This is a genomic window from Streptomyces sp. NPDC094143 (assembly GCF_040303825.1).
Lineage (GTDB): Bacteria > Actinomycetota > Actinomycetes > Streptomycetales > Streptomycetaceae > Streptomyces.
The window spans coordinates 117,739-136,048 of sequence record NZ_JBEOTZ010000018.1 but is presented as its reverse complement, the minus strand read 5'-3'; the positions used below and the strand labels follow the sequence as shown (position 1 = coordinate 136,048).

Genomic DNA, 18,310 nt, shown 5'->3' with positions numbered 1-18,310 from the left:
GCTTGTCGCGCCGTTCCCCGCGCCCCCGGGGTGCTGTTCAGCCCTCGTTCACGTGTGAGCGGGACGGTGTCGGCGAACGAGGTTCGCCACCCTCCACGGCATCCCGTCACAGGAGACACCATGTCGCTCACCCGCAGGGACTTCGCCAGAACCTCCGCGATCACCGGTGCCGGTGTCGCGCTGGCCGGCAGCGTCGGCGCCCTCGCCACCGCGCCGAACGCCCTCGCGTCCTACGACACCGACGGCGCGGAGGGCGCGGCGGACGCCCGGCACGGGGCCGGCTACGGGCCGCTCGTGCCCGACCCCCGGGGCATCCTCGCCCTGCCCGCCGGGTTCTCGTACCGGATCATCACGTACAGCGGCAGGACGAGGCTGGAGTCGGGTGAGTTCACGCCGTCCAACCACGACGGCACCGCCGCCTTCGACGGCCCGCGCGGCACCACCCTGCTCGTCAACAACCATGAGCTGAAGGGCCCCCGCGCCAACTGGGCCCACCCGGTCCCGCTCACCGAGGGCCTGGTCTACGACCCCGCCGCCTCCGGAGGCTGCACGGTCGTCGAGATCCGCCCCGACGGACGGGTCGCCGAATGGGTGGGCATCGCCGGCACCTCCACCAACTGCGCGGGCGGCCGCACCCCGTGGGGCACCTGGCTCACCTGCGAGGAGAACTCCGACCGGGCCGGCACCAACGGCATGACCAGGGACCACGGCTACGTCTTCGAGGTCGACCCCGTCGACCGGCGCGCCAACCGCGACCCCAAGCCGCTGAAGTTCTTCGGCCGCTACGACCACGAGGCCGTCGTCATCGACCCCAGGCGCGGCCACGCCTACCTCACCGAGGACGCCGCGAACCCCAACGGCCTGTTCTTCCGCTGGAGCCCGCCCCAGGGCTTCGCCCACGGCCCCGGGAGGTTCCGCGCGCTCGCCGACGACGCCGGGGTCCTCCAGGCGCCCAAGTGCTACGGCTCCGGCGGCCGGTTCGTCGACGACCTGTCCCGCGCCACGCGGATCGGCACCGTCTACGGCGTCGACTGGGTGGACGTACCCGACCGCGACGCCCGCGCCACCCCCGTGCGCAAGCAGTTCGGCGCCGGCGAGGTCACCCGCGCCCGCAAGCTGGAGGGCATGTGGTGGGGAGACGGCGGCGCCTATCTCGTCTCCTCCTACGCCCGTGAGGAGAGCCCGGTCCGGCACGAGGGGCAGGTCTGGTTCTACGACCCCAGGCGCCGGACGCTGACGCTGAAGGTCCTGCTGGGCGTGGACCCCGACCCGTCCCGCGACGGCGCCTTCGACGGCCCCGACAACATCACCGTCTCCCCGTACGGCGGGCTCGTCATCGCCGAGGACGGCGAGGGCGTGCAGCACCTGTTCGGAGCGACCGACAGCGGACGCACGTACCCGATCGCCCGCAACGAGCTGAACATCGGCACCCCCGGGGAACCGGAGTACAGCGAGTTCGCCGGCGTCACCTTCTCGCCCGACGGCCGGACCCTCTTCGCGAGCATCCAGACGCCCGGGATCCTGCTCGCCATCACCGGGCCGTGGAAGCGGCAGAAGCGGTAGCGGAACCGGTTCGCTCCTGCCGGTGAGTCCGTACGGACGCGACGCATGCCCGGCGCTGGGCATACGGCGCCCTTGTTCGGCGGAGCACTGACATCTAACATTTCAGTTCATGGAAGCCATCCGGCCCGTGCCCCGCACCCTGCTCAGGGACCGGGCCTACGCGGCGATCCGGGACGCCATCGTGGCCGGGGAGATCGAACCCGGCGCGGTGGTGCGCGACGCCGACCTCGCCGAGCGGCTCGGGCTGTCCCGGGCGCCGGTCAGGGAGGCGTTCTCCCGGCTCGTGGACGAAGGGCTGCTGGAGAGCAAGCCGCAGAGCTACACCCGGGTGACCCCGCTCGTGGCCGCCGACGTCCGGGACGCCGCCGCGGTGGTCGGCGCCCTGCACGAGCTGGTGACCCGGGTCGCCGTGCCCCGGCTCGCCGACGCGGACCTCGCCGTGATGCGCGCCGCCAACGAGCGGTTCGCCGCGGCCGTGCGCGCCGGGGACGTGGACGCGGCCCTGCGTGCCGACGACGAACTGCACGAGGTCCTCGTCCGGGCGAGCGGCAACCGCGCGGCCGCCGCCACGATCGCCCGCTACACCCCTCTCATCCGCCGGCTGGAGCGCCGCCGCTTCGGCGAGGGCGGCAGCTGCCGCTCGGCCGGGCTGCACGAGCGGCTGATCGACGCCTGCGCGGCCGGTGACGCGGCCGGGGCGGTCCGCGTCACCGCGGACATCTGGCGGAGCCTCGAAGAGCTCGCCGACTGAGGCGGACCGACACCCACCCGGAGGGACCCATGCCCCTGTCCTCGTACGAGCGTTACCCGCTGCTCTTCGGGCCCTCGCCCGTCCACCCCCTGGAGCGCCTGACCGCGCACCTCGGCGGCGCCTCCCTCTGGGCGAAGCGGGAGGACTGCAACTCCGGCATCGCCTACGGCGGGAACAAGACCCGCAAGCTGGAGTACCTGGTCGCCGACGCCCTCGCCCAGGGCTGCGACACGCTCGTGTCGATCGGCGGCGTGCAGTCCAACCACACCCGCCAGGTCGCCGCCGTCGCCGCCCGGGCCGGGCTCAAGTGCGTGCTGGTGCAGGAGAGCTGGGTGGACTGGCCGGACGCCGTGTACGACAAGGTCGGCAACATCCTGATCAGCCGTCTCGCCGGGGCCGACGTCCGGCTGGTGCGGGCCGGGTTCGGGATCGGGTTCAAGGAGAGCTGGGAGCAGGCCCTCAGGGAGGTCGAGGAGTCGGGCGGCAAGCCGTACGCCATCCCGGCCGGGGCCTCCGACCATCCGCTCGGCGGTCTCGGCTTCGCCGCCTGGGCGCACGAAGTGGTGCGGCAGGAACGGGAGCTGGGTGTCTTCTTCGACACCGTTGTGGTGTGCTCGGTGACCGGGTCGACCCAGGCCGGCATGGTCGCCGGGTTCGCCGCGCTGGAGGAGGCGGGCGGGCGGCCCCGGCGCGTGCTCGGCGTCGACGCCTCGGCGAAACCGGCCGCCACCCGGACCCAGATCGCCCGCATCGCCCACCGCACCGGGCAGCTCATCGGCGTCGAACGGGAGTTGACCGAGGCGGACGTCGAGCTCGACGAGCGGTACCACGCGGGCACGTACGGTGTTCCCGACGAGACCACCCTGGCGGCCATGCGCCTCGCGGCCCGCACGGAGGGGATGGTCACCGACCCGGTCTACGAGGGCAAGTCGATGGCCGGGATGATCGACCTGGTCTCCCGGGGCGAGATCGGCCGGGACTCCACGGTGCTCTACGCCCACCTGGGCGGGCAGCCCGCGCTGAACGCCTACAGCGCGCTGTTCTAGCAGGCCGCGCGGCGCCCGGTGCGGGCACCGCCTAGTAGTACCCCTTCGTCCCGTCCAGCAGCTCCCGCACGATGTCCGCGTGCCCGGCGTGCCGTCCCGTCTCCTCGACGAGATGGATGAGCATCCAGCGGAGGTTGGCCTTGGCGGAGCGGTACCCGGGGTGGCGGCCGACGTCGTCCAGGGACGCCGCGGCCACGATCTCGTCGCTCCGGACGCACTGCGCCTCGTACTCCGCGAGCACCTGTCGCAACGTGACGCCGTCGGTGCGCCAGTCGGCGTCCTCGTCCGTCTCGTCGAAGGACGGGTTTTGCGTCTCGTCGCCGCCGAGGAACAGCACCTCCAGCCAGGTGTGCTCGACCCACCGCATATGGCTGACCAGCCCGGCCATCGTCATCATCGGCGAGGTCGGGACGACGGAGCGGTGCGCGTCCGCCTCGCTGAGGCCCTCGCACTTCCAGCGCAGGATCCGGCGTTGCAGGTCCAGCCAGCCGATGAGCGCGGTGCGCTCGTCGGCCTGGAAGGGGGGACGGTCGAGTGAAGGGGCCATGCCGGCGGACGTTAGCGCGCCACGGCCCGGCCTGTCGCCGGGTTTTCGCAGCCGCGGGGCTGAACCGCGCGTAGGGGGTGGCCGGAGCCCGTCCGGGCGGAGCGCGTCGGGTGTGGCCCCGACAGTCCGTGACGGGTGCGCCGGGTGTGGCCCCGACAGTCCGTGACGGGTGCGCCGGGTGTGGCCCCGACAGTCCGTGACGGGTGCGCCGTGCTGCCCGGGCGGGGAATCAAGCGGTCGGTGGGCCGGTTGTCAGCGGTGATCCGACGTCAACGAGGAGCCGCCATGACCGACGAACCAGCCGTCCGGGAACTCCGCCTGGTCGTGACCGCCGACGACTACGACGCCGCGCTGCACTTCTACCGGGACGTGCTCGGTCTGCCCGAGCGGGGCGCCTTCGCCTCCGAGGACGGGCGGGTGACGATCCTGGAGGCCGGACGGGCCACCCTGGAGCTGACCGATCCGAACCACGCCGCGTTCATCGACGAGGTCGAGGTGGGACGGCGGGTGGCCGGGCACGTCCGGGTCGCCTTCCAGGTGGACGACTCCGCCGCCACCACCGCCAGGCTCGCCGCAGCCGGCGCCGAGGTGATCGCGGAGCCGACCCGCACCCCCTGGAACTCTTTGAACGCCCGGCTCGAAGCGCCGGCCGCCCTGCAGCTGACGCTGTTCACCGAGCTCGGCGACTGACGCGCCCACGGCCGCCCCGCCCGGCACCGGCCGGCCCCGCGCCGGCGGGGCCGGGGGCCGACCGGCCGTCCTGCCGGGCCGCGCCCGCCGCCGGATAAGGTGCTGGGCGTGTGGACGGACGATCAGCGCGCGGAGCCGGGAGCCGAGCGGCCCGACGGTACGCGGCGCCGGGCCACGATCCACGACGTCGCCCGCCTGGCCGGGGTGTCACGCCAGACGGTCTCCCGGGCGGTCAACGACAAGGGTGAGATCGACCCGGTCACCAAGGAGCGGGTCCTGGAGGCGGTGCGGCTCCTCGACTACCGGCCGAGCCGGTTCGCGCGCGGGCTCGTCCAAAAGGGCGCGGTGACGGCCGGCCTGGTCATCCCGGACCTGCGCAACCCGTTCTTCCCGGAGGTCGCCGCCGGGGTGCTGGAGGCCGCCGAACAGCGCGGCTGGCAGGTCGTGGTGTGGGACTCGCGGATCGACCGGGCCCGGGAACGGCAGGCGCTCGACGTGCTCTCCCACCAGGCGGACGCCGTCGTGGGCTATTTCAAGGACTCCGACGACGTGCTGACCCGGCACCTCGGGGGTGTCCCTCTGGTGCTGCTGGAGCGCGGCCCGCAGCAGACCCGGTTCGCGGCCGCCGGCATCGACGCCGCGGCCGGCGTCGCACAGGGCATGGACCACCTCTACCGCCAGGGCCACCGCAGGATCGGCATGCTGGACGGCGTGCACGGGCCCGGCCCCCGTCGGCAGGCCTTCCTGGAGCGGGCCCGTCGGCTCGGCCTGCCCGTCGACGAGGACTGGGTCGTCATCTGCCCCGAGCACAGCGTGACCGGCGGCGAGGCCGGCATGGAACGGCTGCTGCGGGCACGGCCCGGGATCACGGCCGTCCTCGGCTTCAACGACCTGATCGCCGTCGGCGCGATGCGCACCGCCCGCCGCCACGGCCGCCGGGTTCCGGACGAGCTGGCCGTGCTGGGCTTCGACGGCCTCTCCCTGGGCGAACTGGTCGAACCCGCCCTGACCACGCTGCACATCGACAAGCGGCGGCTGGGCCGGCTGGCCGTGGAGCAGGTGGCCCGGCTGCGCGCGGGCGAGGAGCCCTTGCGCGGAGCGGACGCCTGGGTGACCCCCGAGCTCCTGGTGCGCGCGTCCGCCTGAGCCGCCGCCCCGCGGACCGGGCCGTGCCGCCGCTCGGTCTCGGTAGGGTGCGCGGAGAGTCCCCGGCTGGTGAGGAGTGGTCGCGTGGCGCAGGTCAGGCCCATGCGGGCGGATGCCCGGCGTAATCACGAGCGGTTGCTGCGGGTGGCCGCGGAGGCGTTCGCCGAGCACGGGGAAGGGGCGTCGCTCGACGACATCGCCAAGCGGGCCGGGGTCGGCTCCGGGACGCTGTACCGGCACTTCCCGACACGGCACGCCCTGCTGGAGGCCGCGTACCTGGACCGGATCGAGACGCTCGCGGCCCGGGCCGACGCGCTCGCCGCCCAACTGCCGCCGGGCGAGGCGCTGCTGGAGTGGCTGCACGAACTGGGCACCGGGATGATCCGCATGCGGGGCCTGAAGGCGCTCCTCGGCCCGGCCGTCACCGAGGGCGGCCCGGCGGGGGCCACGGCCTGCGGCGACTCGGTGCGGAGCGCGGCGGGGCGGCTGGTCCGCGCGGCGCGGGAGGAGGGCACGCTGCGGGCGGACGTGCAGCCGATGGACGTGCTGCGGCTGGCCCACGGGGTCGCGACGGCGTCGGAACTGGCCGACGGGGAGGGGCGGCACATCCGGCGGTATCTCGCGCTGCTGACGGAGGGGCTGCGGCCGCGGGGGCGCTGACAGGAGGACGCCGCAGCGGGGGAGCCGGGGAGCCGGGGAGCCGGAGAACCGGGGACAGCCTCGGGGCGGGGGCGGGGGCCGGGGACGAAGGGTCACGGGCCGGTGTGGCCGCGAGGCGGTGCGGCCGGGTGGACGCCGGACGCCCCGTGGCAGGGGGCGTCCGGGGCGTCGACCGGGGCGCGGTGTCACAGGGACTGTGCCGCGGGCTTCACCATGCCCCTCACCGTGCGGGACTTCACGAAGTCGCCCATCGCCGTCATGTCCCACTCGCCGGAGAACTGGCGGATCAGCTTGGCCATCATCACCCCGGTCTGGGGCTCGGCACTGGTGAGGTCGAAGCGGACCAGCTCCTCGCCGGTCGTGCCGTCCAGGAGGCGGCAGTACGCCTTGGCGACCTCGGTGAACTTCTGGCCGGAGAAGGAGTTGACCGTGAAGACCAGGCCGGTGACCTCCTGGGGCAGGCGGCCGAGGTCGACCGTGATGACCTCGTCGTCACCGCCGCCCTCGCCGGTGAGGTTGTCGCCGGAGTGCCGGATCGCGCCGCCGACGATCTGCAGCTTGCCGAAGTAGCAGCTGTCGATGTGGTTGCGCTGCGGCCCGTAGGCGATGACCGAGGCGTCCAGGTCGATGTCCTTGCCGCGGTACGCGGGCTCCCAGCCGAGGCCCATCCTGACCTGGGAGAGCAGGGGGCGGCCGCCCTTCATGAGCGAGACCGTCTGGTTCTTCTGGAGGCTGACGCGGCCCTTGTCGAGGTTGATCTTCCCCGAGCCGGGCGCGGGCGGCGGGGGCGTGGCCGGGGCGGCCGGGGGTGCGGCGGGCGTGGTGACGGGCGGGGCCGGGGGCTGCACCGGGGCGGGCGGCGGCGGGGCCACGGGCTGGGCCGGGGCGGCGGCGGCCGGTTCCTCCACGGTCACACCGAAGTCCGTGGCGATGCCCGCCAGGCCGTTGGCGTAGCCCTGGCCGACCGCGCGGGCCTTCCACTGGCCGTTGCGCTGGTAGATCTCCACGACCACCAGGGCCGTCTCGCTGCCGAGCTGCGGCGGCGTGAACGTGGCCAGGACGGAGCTGTCGTCCGCGTTGCGGATCGTGGCCGTCGGTTCGATGCCCTGGAAAGTCTGGCCCGCGGCGTCCGGGCTCGCCGTCACGACGATCTTCTCGATGCCCGGCGGGAGGGCCGAGGTGTCGACCACGATCGCGTCGGGTGCGGTGCCGCCGCCCGAGCGGTAGGTCACGCCCGGGCCCGACGGCTGGTTGTAGAAGATGAAGTCGTCGTCGGAGCGCACCTTGCCGTCGGCGGTGAGCAGCAGGCCCGATACGTCGAGCCGCACCGGGGCGGCGACGTCCACCGTCACGCGGGCGGCGGACAGGGGGATGTTCGAGCCGGGGGTCATAGCTGTCATGCCGGGTGAACGAGCGAGGCGGTTTTGCCGTTCCCTTACCTTGGGGCCAATCGGGTCAGCGGCGATTGCGCGGGTGGTCGCGGGCGGTGCGCTCGTTGCCCCGCTTGTAGTTGCCGGTCCAGCGGGCCATGACGAGCTGCGGGTCGGACGTCTCCACCTCGGCGAGGAACCGCGCGGCCCGGCCGCCGTTCAGGGTGGTGGCGGGGCGGCCGTGGTGGGTGATGCGGACGGTCCCGCCGGTGTGCCGCTCGTAGGTGAATCCGTGGGGTCGTGGCATGCCGCGAGCGTACGGGGGCGGGGGCGGGCGCCCCACCGGTTTACGCCCGCCCCCGCCTGTGCGGGCCCGTCGCCTACGGCACGACCACGATCTTGCGGCCGACGCCGGCCGCGAACTGCTCCAGCGCCTCGGGGTAGCGCTCCAGCGGGATGCGGTCGCTGATGAAGACGTCGGGGTCGAGGACGCCGCCCGCGAAGAGTTCCGCCGCCCGCTCGAAGCTGTGCAGCACCGCCATCGAGCCCGTGATGGTGATCTCCTGGTTGTAGACGCGGTACGGGTCGATCGTCACGCGGGTCGCGTAGTCGGCGACGCCGAACTGCAGGAAGGTGCCGGCCTTCGCCACGCGGTCCAGGCCGTCCTGGATCGCCGCCGCGTTGCCGGTGGCGTCGATGACCAGGTCCCAGCCCTGCGGGCGGTCCAGCTCGTCCGGGTTCGCGGCCGAGGCCGAGACGCCGAGGCGGCGGGCCGTCTCCAGGCGGGCCGGGTTCACGTCGACGACGTCCACGCTCGCCGCGCCCGTGCGCTTGGCCAGCTCCAGCATCATCAGGCCCATCGTGCCGGAGCCGTAGATCAGCACGTGCGCGCCGAGGCGGGACTGCAGGACGTCGTAGCCGCGCACCGCGCAGGACAGCGGCTCCACCAGCGCCGCGTCCTGCGTGCGGATGTGGTCCGGGAGCTTCACGCAGTTCGCCACCGGGGCGAGGGCGTACTTCGCCGCGCCGCCGGCCGTCGTCACGCCGATCGCCGCCCAGCGTTCGCAGAGGTTGTTGTGGCCGGTGCGGCAGTAGCGGCACTCGTAGCAGTACAGGGACGGGTCGACGGCGACCCGGTCGCCGACCGCCACCTCCGTGACCTGGGTGCCGACGCCGACGACCTCGCCCGCGAACTCGTGTCCGGGCACGATCGGCAGCTTCGGGGCGAACTCGCCCTGGAGGATGTGCAGGTCCGTGCCGCACAGCCCGCAGGCCGCGACCTCGACGACGACCTCGCGCGGCCCTGGCGTCGGGTCCGGGACCTCGGCGACGACGGCCTTGCCCACGGACTCGATGACGGCGGCCTTCATTTCACGGCTCCCAACGACAGGCCCTGGACCAGCTTGTCCTGGGCGGCGAACCCCGCGGCGAGCACCGGCAGGGAGATGACGAGCGACGCGGCGCACACCTTCGCCAGGAACAGTCCCTGGCTGGTGATGAAGCCGGTCAGGAAGACGGGTGCGGTCTCGGCGACCACGCCCGTCAGCACCCGGGCGAAGAGCAGTTCGTTCCAGCTGAAGATGAAGCAGATCAACGCCGTGGCGGCGATGCCGGGGAGGGCGATCGGGGCCACCACCCGTGCCAGGACCGTCGGCAGCCGGGCTCCGTCCACCCGGGCCGCCTCGATGACGGCGACCGGGATCTCGGCGAGGAAGGACTGCATCATCCACACCGCGATCGGGAGGTTCATGGAGGTGTAGAGGATGACGAGCAGCCAGATGTTGTCGAGCATCCCGGCGTTCTTGGCGAAGAGGTAGATCGGCAGCAGGCCCGCCACGGCCGGCAGCATCTTCGTGGAGAGGAAGAAGAACAGCACGTCCGTCCACTTGCGGACGCGGTTGATGGACAGCGCGTAGGCCGCCGGGAAGGCCAGCAGGAGGACGAGGAGGGTCGACGCCACGGACGCGACCGTCGAGTTGATCAGCGCCGGCCAGGGGCTCGCGCCGCCGCCCGCGCCGAAGAACTCGCGGTAGCCGTCCAGGGTCAGGGCGGCCGCGAAGGACGGCGGGTTGGTCGCCGCGTCCGTCTCCGAGTGGAAGGACGTCAGCGCCATCCACGCGATGGGCAGGAAGAACGCGATGCCGAGCAGCCAGGCCAGCAGGCCGAGGCCCGCTCCCTTGCCACGGGCACGGCGGGCTCGCAGGGCGGTCGTGCTCATGCGCGGGACACCTCCTCGCGGAACAGGGACGACACCACGCGCAGGGCGAAGGTCGCGATGACGATCGAGCCGATGACGACCAGGACGCCCGCGGCCGAGGCGAGGCCGTTCTCGTGGGCCTGGTAGAAGCTCTGGTAGACGGTGTAGGGGAGGTTGGCGGTGCCGAGACCGCCGGACGTGATCGTGAAGACCGCGTCGAAGTTCTGCACGATGTAGATCGAGCCGAGCAGGGCGCCGAGTTCGAGGTAGCGGCGCAGGTGCGGGAGCGTCAGATGGACGAAGATCTGCCAGTCGCTCGCGCCGTCGACCCGGGCCGCCTCGATCTGCTCATGGTCGCGGCTCTGCAGCCCGGCGAGCAGGATCAGCATCATGAACGGTGTCCACTGCCAGATGAGCGAGGCCTCGACGGCCAGCAGCGGGGTGTTCGAGATCCAGTCCGGCTGCGGTCCGCCCACATAGTGCAACAGCCCGTTGAACAGGCCGTATTCGGGGTTGTAGAGCACATGCTTCCAGAGCAGGGCCGCCGCGACCGGCACCACCAGGAAGGGCGCGATCAGCAGCGTCCGCACGATGCCCCGGCCGCGGAACCTGCGGTCCAGCAGGAGCGCCAGGACGAGTCCCAGCACCAGGCTGGCCAGCACGACCGCGACCGTCAGCAGCACGGTCGTCCACACCGAGTGGCGCAGGTCCGAGTCGGTGAGGACCTCCTGGTAGTTGTCGAGGCCCGCGAACCGCCGGGCGTCGGGATAGAGGCTGTTCCAGTCGAAGAAGGAGATCACCAGGGTGGCCACGAAGGGCAGCTGGGTGACGACGATCATGAAGATCAGGGCGGGCAGCAGCGGCGCCCGGGTCGCCCAGGCGCGCAGCCGGGCGGAGGGGCGGCCTGCCGGGGGGTGGATCTCGGGGGAGGCCAGGGGGGCCGTGGTCGTGGCGGTCATCGTCCCTCGTACTCCTCGGAGATCTTCTCGGCGAGCGCCTGCGACTTCCTCAGGGCCGACTCGACGGACTGGCGTCCGGCGATGGCCGCGCTGATCTCCTGGGAGACCTTGGTGCCGAGGTCGGTGAACTCGGGGATGCCGACGAACTGGATGCCGGGCGCGGGCCGCGGCTGCACGCCGGGGTCGTCGGGCCGGGCCTGCTCGATGGCCTCCCTGGTCATCTCCTGGAAGGCGGCGGCCTCGGCACGGTAGGCGGGGTTGGCGTAGGTGGACGCCCGCTTGCCGGCCGGGACGTTGGACCAGCCGATCCGGTCGCCGACCAGCTGCTCGTACTCCTTGCTCGACGCCCAGGAGACGAACTTCCAGGCGTTGTCCGGGTTGCGCGAGGCCTTCTGGATGCCCCAGGCCCAGGTGTAGAGCCAGCCGGAGGACTCCGTCTTCTCCACCGGGGCGGGGGCGTAGCCGACCTTGCCCTTGACGGGGGAGCCGTCCGCCTCCAGGGAACCGGCGGCGGAGGTGGCGTCGTACCACATGGCGACCTTGCCCTGGGTCATGTTGTTCAGGCACTCGGCGAAGCCGGACTGGGCGGCGCCGGACTCGCCGTGCTCGCGTACCAGGTCGACATAGAACTTCGTCGCCTTTCCGAACTCGGGGGAGTCCAGCCGCGCCTTCCAGTCCTTGTCGAACCAGGTGCCGCCGAAGGTGTTCACGACGGTGGTCAGGGGGGCCATCACCTCGCCCCAGCCGGGCAGGCCGCGCAGGCAGATGCCCTTCATGCCGGGTTCGGCCCCGTCCGCCCGCGCCGCGAGGTCCGCCACCTGCTGCCAGGTGGGACGGGCGGGCATCGTCAGGCCCTTCTTCTCGAACACGTCCTTGCGGTACATCAGGAACGACGACTCGCCGTAGAAGGGCTGGCCGTAGAGTCTGCCGTCCTCCCCGGTGAGGGACTGGCGCATCGGCTTGAGCACGTCCTGCTCGTCGTAGCCCGGGTCCTTCGCCAGGTAGCCGTTCATCTCGTGCAGCCAGCCGTTGCGGGCGTAGATCGGTATCTCGTAGTTGGACAGCGTGGCGACGTCGTACTGGCCGGCCTGGTTGGCGAAGTCCTGGCTGATCTTGTCGCGGACGTCGTTCTCCGGCAGGACGGTGAAGTTGACCTTGATGCCCGTCTCCTTGGTGAAGTGGGCGCGGGTCAGCTTCTGCAGCTCGACCATCTGCGGGTTGTTGACCATGAGGACGTTGATGGCGTCGCCGCCGGATCCGGCCCCGCCCGCCCCGACCCAGCAGCCGGAGAGCAGCGGGGCGAGCAGCGTCCCTGCGGCGGCCAGGGCGAGCGTGGCTCGCGGAGGCCGTCGTCGGCTCTGGGTTCGCATGGATCGCTCCTGGAATGAATGGGGAGATAAGGGGCAGCACGGGGCGTGGCTGCGCCCGGTGGGGTGCGAAAGGGGGTGGGTCAGACCCGGATGACCTGGGGTCCGAGCAGTGAGTAGCGGTGGGCCTCGGCCGCCGGCAGCAGGGTGCTCGTCACGATCGTCTCCAGGGTGCCGACCTCGGCGAACCGGCAGAAGCTGACCGCTCCGAACTTGGTGTGCACCCCGGCGAACACGGTGCGCCGGGCGGCCCGGATCGCCTGGGCCTTGACCTCGCTGACGGCCGGGTCGGGGGTGGTGAGGCCGTGCTCGCGGGAGATGCCGTTGGCGCCGATGTACGCCAGGTCGAGGACGAAGCCGGCCAGCATCTTCGTCGTCCAGTGGTCGACCGTGGCGAGGGTGCCGGAGCGGACCCGCCCGCCGAGCAGCAGCACGGACACGCTGTCGGACCCGGCGAGGGCGCCCGCGACCGGCAGGGACGCGGTGACCACGGTCAGCGGCCGGTCCCGGGGGAGTGCCTCGGCGATGAGCTGCGGGGTGTAGCCCTCGTCGACGAACACGGTCTCGGCGTCCCCGAGCAGCTCGGCCGCGGCGGCCGCGATCCGGCGCTTCTCGGGGACGTGGCTGGTGGCACGGAAGGCGAGCGTCGTCTCGAAGCCGGCGCTCTCCACGGGGTAGGCGCCGCCGTGGGTGCGGCGGAGCAGGCCGTGGTCCTCCAGGACCCGCAGGTCCCGCCGTACCGTCTCCTTGGCCACACCCAGTGCGGCGGCGAGGACGGTGACGTCGACCGAGCCGTCGCGCCGTGCGGCCAGCACGATCTCGCGCTGGCGTTCCTCCGCGGTCCTGTTCACGGCCGTCACCCGCCTTCCTGCCCTGCTGCCCGTTCGGGCCCTCGGTCGGGCCTTGGGGGAAGTTCTACAGCGGGTGTTCCACGGATGGCCAGGTCTGTTGCGCGCGGGATCCTGCCCGGATGTGCCTGTTCGGACCCGGGCGCCTGTGCCGGGATGCCGGGGAAGCCGGGCTCGTCATGGCTGGTGGGGAGGGTGTTCGGGCCCTCGGGAGCGCTGCCCGGCCGGGTCCGGGCCGTGCCCGAATGCCCGAGCGGACAGGCCCGTTCTGTGCCCGCCCGCCTGTGTGAGCCGCCTCTTTCCGGTCAGTACGGCCAGATCGGCGGGTCCGTCACGAAGTGGCCGCCGAGGTAGGCGTGCGCCTCGTTCCCCGGGTCCAGCTCGCCCTGCTCGGCGATGAGCTTCTCGGCCCAGGGCTCGGAGTCGTCCTGCGGCTCGTAGCCGAGCGCCCGGGCGGAGGTGAGGTCCCACCACAGGCGTGTGTTGGCGGAGGAGCCGTGGACGACGGTGTGGCCGACGTGCTCGGCGGTCAGGGCCGCGTGGAAGAGACGGGCACCGTCGGCGGGGCTCATCCACACCGAGAGCATGCGCACGCTGGTCGGCTCGGGGAAGCAGGACCCGATGCGCACCGACACCGTCTCCAGGCCGTGCTTGTCCCAGTAGAGCTGTGCCAGGTCCTCGCCGAAGCACTTGGACAGACCGTAGAAGGTGTCCGGGCGGCGCGGGGTGTCGACCGGGATCAGCGGGTCGTCGCCCCGGGGGCGCGGGGTGTAGCCGACGGCGTGGTTGGAGGAGGCGAAGACGATCCGGCCGACGCCCTCCTCGCGGGCGGCCTCGTAGAGGTGGTACGTGCCCTCGATGTTCGCCTTGAGGATCTTCTCGAAGGGGGCTTCCAGGGAGATGCCCGCGAGGTGGATGATCGCGTCGACACCCCGGACCGCCTCGCGCACGGCGTCCCGGTCGGCCAGATCGGCGGTGACCGCGTCGGGCGCGCCCTCGATCGGGCGCATGTCGAGCAGGCGCAGGTCGTAGCCGTAGTCCGGGAGCAGGTCCCGCATCAGGGTGCCGAGGCCGCCGGCGGCGCCGGTGAGCAGGACGGTGCGGGGAGCGGGCATCCTCGGTTCTCCTTGACTCGCCGATCGTGCACATGCGCGCACGGCATTCATATGCGTGGACACGCTAGGGAGCCATGACGGAGCCCGTCAAGTGGGCCGCGTAAGGGGCGAATCCGCTGGTGCGACGCGGGTGCGCGCGCTTGACCGGCGCGGATGCGGCGCCTTAGCGTGGAGTCGTTCAGAAATATAGACGCCAATCATGAATATGGAACCGGGAGAGCTCGTGACGTCAGCCCCTCTCGCCGCTCGACTCAACATCCCCAGCGGGCCGCTGTTCTTCCCGGTCACCGCCTACGGGCCCGACGGCTCCGTGGACCTCGACGCCTATCGCACGCACGTGCGCGACGGCGTGGCCGCCGGAGCCGCCGCCGTGTTCGCCTGCTGCGGCACCGGTGAGTTCCACGCGCTCACCCCCGAGGAGTTCGAGCGCTGCGTCCGGGTCGCCGTCGAGGCGGCCGAGGGGCGTGTGCCGGTCGTCGCGGGCGCCGGGTACGGCACCGCGCTCGCCGTGCGCTACGCCCGGCTCGCCCAGGCGGCCGGGGCCGACGGGTTGCTCGCGATGCCGCCGTACCTCGTCGTCGCCGCGCAGGAGGGGCTGCTGCGGCACTACCGGGAGGTGGCCGCCGCGACCGCCCTGCCGGTCATCGTCTACCAGCGGGACAACGCCGTGTTCACCCCGCGGACCGTCGTCGAACTGGCCCGCACGGACGGCATCATCGGCCTGAAGGACGGGCTCGGCGACCTGGACCTCATGCAGCGGATCGTCAGCGCCGTGCGCACCGAGGCCCCGGGCGACTTCCTCTACTTCAACGGCCTGCCGACCGCCGAGCAGACCCAGCTCGCCTACCGCGCCCTGGGCGTGACGCTCTACTCCTCCGCCGTGTTCTGCTTCGTCCCCGAAGTCGCCCTGGCCTTCCACCGGGCGCTCCGCACCGGCGACGACGACCTGGTGGAGAGGCTGCTGGACGGTTTCTACCGCCCGTTCGTCGAACTGCGCGCCCAGGGCCGCGGCTACGCCGTCTCCCTCGTCAAGGCCGGGGTGCGGCTGCGCGGGCTCGACGTGGGCGAGGTACGGTCCCCGCTGCACGAGCCGGCCGAGGATCATGTGAAGCAGCTCGCCGAACTGATCGAACGCGGCCACGCGCTGCTGGAGGAGGCCAAGTGAAGGCGTCCGCATTCGTCTACCCCTGGGACGTCAACGGCGACCTGGAGGCACCCGGGCGGATCGCCGCGCTCGGCGTGGCCCAGGTGACGCTGGCCGCCGCCTACCACTCCACCCGCGCCCTCACGCCCCGCCACCCGCGCCACCGCGTCGTCACCGCCGAGCACGCCGCCGTGCTGTACCCGGTGGACGACCGCTGGAACGGGCGGGAGCTGCGCCCCTACGCCGCCGGTGACTGGGCCCCCGGCGACGCCTTCGGGGAGGCCGCCGCCGCGTTCGCCGGCGCCGGCCTCGAGGTGCACACCTGGGTCGTCCTCGCGCACAACTCCCGTCTGGGCGCCGAGCACCCGCACACCTCGGTCGTCAACGCCTACGGCGACCGCTACCCCTGGGCGCCCTGCATCGCGCAGCCCGCCACGCGCGCGTACCTGACCGACCTGGCGGCGGAGGCGGCCGTCCGGCCCGGGGCCCGTGGCACCGAGCTGGAGTCCCTCGGCTGGTACGGACTGCAGCACCTGCACGCCCACGACAAGACCGGCGGCGTCGGCCTCGGGGACGCCGGGCAGTACCTGATGGCGCTCTGCTTCTGCCCGTCCTGCCGGGAGGGCTACGGCCGCCGCGGCCTGGACGCCGACGAGCTGGCGGCCGCCGTGCGCACCGCGCTGGAGCCGGTGTGGCAGGGGGCGCCCTCGGACGGGGGCTGGCCGGGCATCGAGAAGCTCCTCGGCGAGACGCTCGCGGGGGCCACGCGCGCGTACCGCGACGAAACCGCCCGCACGCTCCAGGAAGAGACCGTCGCGGCGGTCCGGGCGGCCGCACCCGAGGGCTTCCAGGTGCTGCTGCACGCGGACCCGGTGTCGTACCACGTCGGCGCCAACGCCGGCGTCGACCCCGCGCACATCCTGTCCGTCGCCGACGGCGTGGTGGTGCCCTGCGCGGGCGGCACCGGCACGCTGACGCCCTTCGCGCGGCAGGAGAGGGCGGGCGCCGTCATCGCCGCCAACTTCACCGTCGTCTCCGGCATGGGCGGCAGCCCCGGCACCCTCGCCGCCGACGCGGCCGAGGCCCGGCGGCTGGGTGCCACCGAGCTGCGGCTCTATCACGCCGGGCTGGCCTCCGACAGCGACCTGGACACGGTCCGCGCGGCCCTCGCCGGGCTCTGACGGGGGCGGTTGTCAGGGGGGCGTTGTCGAGAAGGCAGCGGTGCCGCTTCCCGGGTGCGGGGTGGTTTCGTCCGGGTTGCCGAGGGAGGGACGGCAGCGGCGCCGCCGTTCCCGCGGGGAGCGTCCTGGGGTCCTGCCGGGGGACCCCGGGGTGTCCGCTGTCGGCCTGGTCGGGGCGGGGGCGCCCGGGGCGGCTGCAGGGCCCTGCGGGGCGGGGGCGCCGAGGGTCGCTCCAGTGCCGCCTTCCCGGGTGCGGGACGGGTTGGTCCGGGTTGCCGAGGAAGGACAGCAGCGGCGCCGCCGTTCCCGCGGGGAGCGTCCTGGGGTCCTGCCGGGGGACCCCGGGGTGTCCGCTGTCGGCCTGGTCGGGGCGGGGGCGCCCGGGGCGGCTGCAGGGCCCTGCGGGGCGGGGGCGCCGAGGGTCGCTCCAGTGCCGCCTTCCCGGGTGCGGGACGGGTCGGTCCGGGCTGCCGAGGAAGGACGGCAGCGGCGCCGCCGTCACCCGTGCGGGGCGGCTTCGCGCCTGGCCCGCGACGGCGGCGGCAGCAGCGCCACCGCCGTCCCCAGCAGAGCCGCGCCCAGGCACACCAGCACCGGCCGGTGGCTCACCAGTTCCACCAGGGCCGCCCCCGCGGCCAGGCCCGCCACGTTCGGCGCGTAGACCAGCGTGTGGGCCGTGGCGGTGACCCGGCCCAGCAGCGGGCCCGGCGTCTCGCGCTGCACGGACGTCAGCGCGGCGATCAGCACGGCGGGCAGCCCCGCCCCGACCGCCGCGCTGCACACCAGCGCCACCGGGTCGGACGGCACCGCGCGCAGGGCCACCGCGAGCGCCAGCAGCGCGATGCCGTACGCCGCGAAGCACCGCGCCTCAAGGCGGCGCAGAGCCGGGCCGGACAGCAGCCCGGCCGCGACCGACCCGGCGCCCTGCACGGCGTACAGCACACCGGCGTACGCGGGGGAGTGCCCGAGGCCGTCGACGACGGCGTAGACCATCGCCCCGTTCAGGCCGGCGAGCAGCATGGTGGCGCCGCCCGCCAGGACCAGGGGACGCAGCACGGGGTGCGCCCACAGGTGGCGGATCCCCTCGGCGGTGCGCCGCCGGGTGCCGCCGTGGGGCGGCGCGGGCCTCTCCTCCCGGACGCGCAGCAGGGCGTACACGCCCGTGGCCAGCACGAACGTCGCCGCGTCCAGAAGGGCGACACCCGCGCCGCCGTACGCCGTGTACAGGCCCGCACCGGCCAGCGGGGCCAGCAGCTTCATGCCCTCGGCGGCGGTCATGCGCAGACCGTTGAAGTCGCCCAGCAGGGACGGGTCGACAGCGGTGGCGACGAGCGCCGACTCGGCCGCGTCGTGGACCACGCCCGCCGCACCGTACACGAACAGCACCGCGTACAGCAGCCACAACTCGCCCGGTGCGTCGATGCCGACGAGGGTGAGCAGCAGTCCGCCCAGGAGCAGGTTCACGCCGATCAGCAGCGGTTTGCGGCGGCCCCGGTCGGCCAGCGTGCCCAGCAGCGGTCCGGCCAGGGTCGGCAGCCACATCGCGAGCAGGCACAGCGCCGCCAGGCCGTCCGAGCCGGTGAGGTCCTTGACCCACACGCCGCAGGCCAGCCACAGGGCGGAGGTGCCGAAGCCGGAGACCACCACGCCGCAGAGGTAGAGCCCGGCGTCGCGGTCACGCAGGACACGCGCCGCGGGCCAGGTCGTTCCGGTCGTCATGCCCGGT

18 protein-coding genes are annotated in these 18,310 nt (G+C 73.3%); 8 read left to right on the top strand and 10 right to left on the bottom strand.

The genetic code is table 11. The features are described 5' to 3' along the window. The first annotated feature begins 120 nt into the window (after nt 1-120). From ABTZ58_RS23260 to ABTZ58_RS23250, 3 genes are all read left to right on the top strand, one after another. Entirely contained in the window at nt 121-1,563 is a 1,443-nt protein-coding gene (locus tag ABTZ58_RS23260; protein WP_351359818.1) for an alkaline phosphatase PhoX, read from the top strand. 109 nt (nt 1,564-1,672) lie between these two features. After that, the gene (locus ABTZ58_RS23255) at nt 1,673-2,314 is read left to right on the top strand and encodes a GntR family transcriptional regulator (protein ID WP_351359815.1); all 642 of its coding nucleotides are present in this window, start codon (nt 1,673-1,675) and stop codon (nt 2,312-2,314) included. Between the two features lie 29 nt (nt 2,315-2,343). Next, a complete protein-coding gene (locus ABTZ58_RS23250; protein ID WP_309095092.1) occupies nt 2,344-3,360 on the top strand; it encodes a 1-aminocyclopropane-1-carboxylate deaminase in 1,017 nt (338 codons plus the stop codon). Nucleotides 3,361-3,391: 31 nt separating this feature from the next. Here ABTZ58_RS23250 and ABTZ58_RS23245 read toward each other — a convergent pair whose 3' ends face one another. Beyond that, a complete protein-coding gene (locus ABTZ58_RS23245; RefSeq protein ID WP_351359812.1) occupies nt 3,392-3,907 on the bottom strand; it encodes a DinB family protein in 516 nt (171 codons plus the stop codon). Between the two features lie 285 nt (nt 3,908-4,192). Between ABTZ58_RS23245 and ABTZ58_RS23240 the strand changes: the two genes are divergently transcribed. The 3 genes from ABTZ58_RS23240 to ABTZ58_RS23230 all read left to right on the top strand — a co-directional run bounded on the left by ABTZ58_RS23240 (nt 4,193) and on the right by ABTZ58_RS23230 (nt 6,403). Next, a complete protein-coding gene (locus ABTZ58_RS23240; RefSeq protein WP_351359809.1) occupies nt 4,193-4,597 on the top strand; it encodes a VOC family protein in 405 nt (134 codons plus the stop codon). A gap of 108 nt (nt 4,598-4,705) precedes the next feature. Beyond that, on the top strand, nt 4,706-5,743 hold the full coding sequence (locus ABTZ58_RS23235) for a LacI family DNA-binding transcriptional regulator (protein WP_351359806.1): 1,038 nt from the start codon (nt 4,706-4,708) through the stop codon (nt 5,741-5,743). Between the two features lie 84 nt (nt 5,744-5,827). Further along, on the top strand, nt 5,828-6,403 hold the full coding sequence (locus ABTZ58_RS23230) for a TetR/AcrR family transcriptional regulator (RefSeq protein ID WP_351359803.1): 576 nt from the start codon (nt 5,828-5,830) through the stop codon (nt 6,401-6,403). Between the two features lie 185 nt (nt 6,404-6,588). On the opposite strand, the gene ABTZ58_RS23225 is transcribed toward ABTZ58_RS23230, so the two are convergent. From ABTZ58_RS23225 to ABTZ58_RS23190, 8 genes are all read right to left on the bottom strand, one after another. Then, a complete protein-coding gene (locus ABTZ58_RS23225) occupies nt 6,589-7,794 on the bottom strand; it encodes a TerD family protein (protein ID WP_351359944.1) in 1,206 nt (401 codons plus the stop codon). A gap of 64 nt (nt 7,795-7,858) precedes the next feature. Next, nucleotides 7,859-8,080: a hypothetical protein gene (locus tag ABTZ58_RS23220; protein ID WP_351359800.1), complete on the bottom strand. Its 222-nt coding sequence runs from the start codon at nt 8,078-8,080 to the stop codon at nt 7,859-7,861. Nucleotides 8,081-8,153: 73 nt separating this feature from the next. Continuing rightward, entirely contained in the window at nt 8,154-9,143 is a 990-nt protein-coding gene (locus ABTZ58_RS23215; RefSeq protein ID WP_351359797.1) for a zinc-dependent alcohol dehydrogenase family protein, read from the bottom strand. Beyond that, complete coding sequence (locus ABTZ58_RS23210; protein ID WP_311683720.1) at nt 9,140-9,991, bottom strand: carbohydrate ABC transporter permease; 852 nt, start codon at nt 9,989-9,991, stop codon at nt 9,140-9,142. Before ABTZ58_RS23210 ends, ABTZ58_RS23215 begins: the two co-directional genes overlap by 4 nt. Further along, complete coding sequence (locus ABTZ58_RS23205) at nt 9,988-10,929, bottom strand: carbohydrate ABC transporter permease (RefSeq protein ID WP_351359794.1); 942 nt, start codon at nt 10,927-10,929, stop codon at nt 9,988-9,990. The genes ABTZ58_RS23210 and ABTZ58_RS23205 overlap by 4 nt, the downstream gene beginning before the upstream one ends. Next, entirely contained in the window at nt 10,926-12,299 is a 1,374-nt protein-coding gene (locus ABTZ58_RS23200; protein WP_351359790.1) for an ABC transporter substrate-binding protein, read from the bottom strand. The genes ABTZ58_RS23205 and ABTZ58_RS23200 overlap by 4 nt, the downstream gene beginning before the upstream one ends. 80 nt (nt 12,300-12,379) lie before the next feature. Next, nucleotides 12,380-13,147 (bottom strand): DeoR/GlpR family DNA-binding transcription regulator, encoded by a 768-nt coding sequence (locus ABTZ58_RS23195; RefSeq protein ID WP_309095102.1) that lies wholly within the window; start codon nt 13,145-13,147, stop codon nt 12,380-12,382. 302 nt (nt 13,148-13,449) lie between these two features. Next, nucleotides 13,450-14,259, bottom strand: a complete 810-nt coding sequence (locus tag ABTZ58_RS23190; protein WP_351359786.1) for an NAD-dependent epimerase/dehydratase family protein — start codon at nt 14,257-14,259, stop codon at nt 13,450-13,452. A 223-nt stretch (nt 14,260-14,482) separates the two neighbouring features. Between ABTZ58_RS23190 and ABTZ58_RS23185 the strand changes: the two genes are divergently transcribed. Next, nucleotides 14,483-15,424 (top strand): 5-dehydro-4-deoxyglucarate dehydratase, encoded by a 942-nt coding sequence (locus tag ABTZ58_RS23185; RefSeq protein WP_351359783.1) that lies wholly within the window; start codon nt 14,483-14,485, stop codon nt 15,422-15,424. Continuing rightward, a complete protein-coding gene (locus ABTZ58_RS23180) occupies nt 15,421-16,584 on the top strand; it encodes a hypothetical protein (protein WP_351359780.1) in 1,164 nt (387 codons plus the stop codon). The genes ABTZ58_RS23185 and ABTZ58_RS23180 overlap by 4 nt, the downstream gene beginning before the upstream one ends. 498 nt (nt 16,585-17,082) lie before the next feature. Here the strand turns inward: ABTZ58_RS23180 and ABTZ58_RS23175 are convergent, their stop codons facing one another. Next, on the bottom strand, nt 17,083-18,303 hold the full coding sequence (locus tag ABTZ58_RS23175) for an MFS transporter (RefSeq protein ID WP_351359777.1): 1,221 nt from the start codon (nt 18,301-18,303) through the stop codon (nt 17,083-17,085). Nucleotides 18,304-18,310 lie beyond the last annotated feature (7 nt).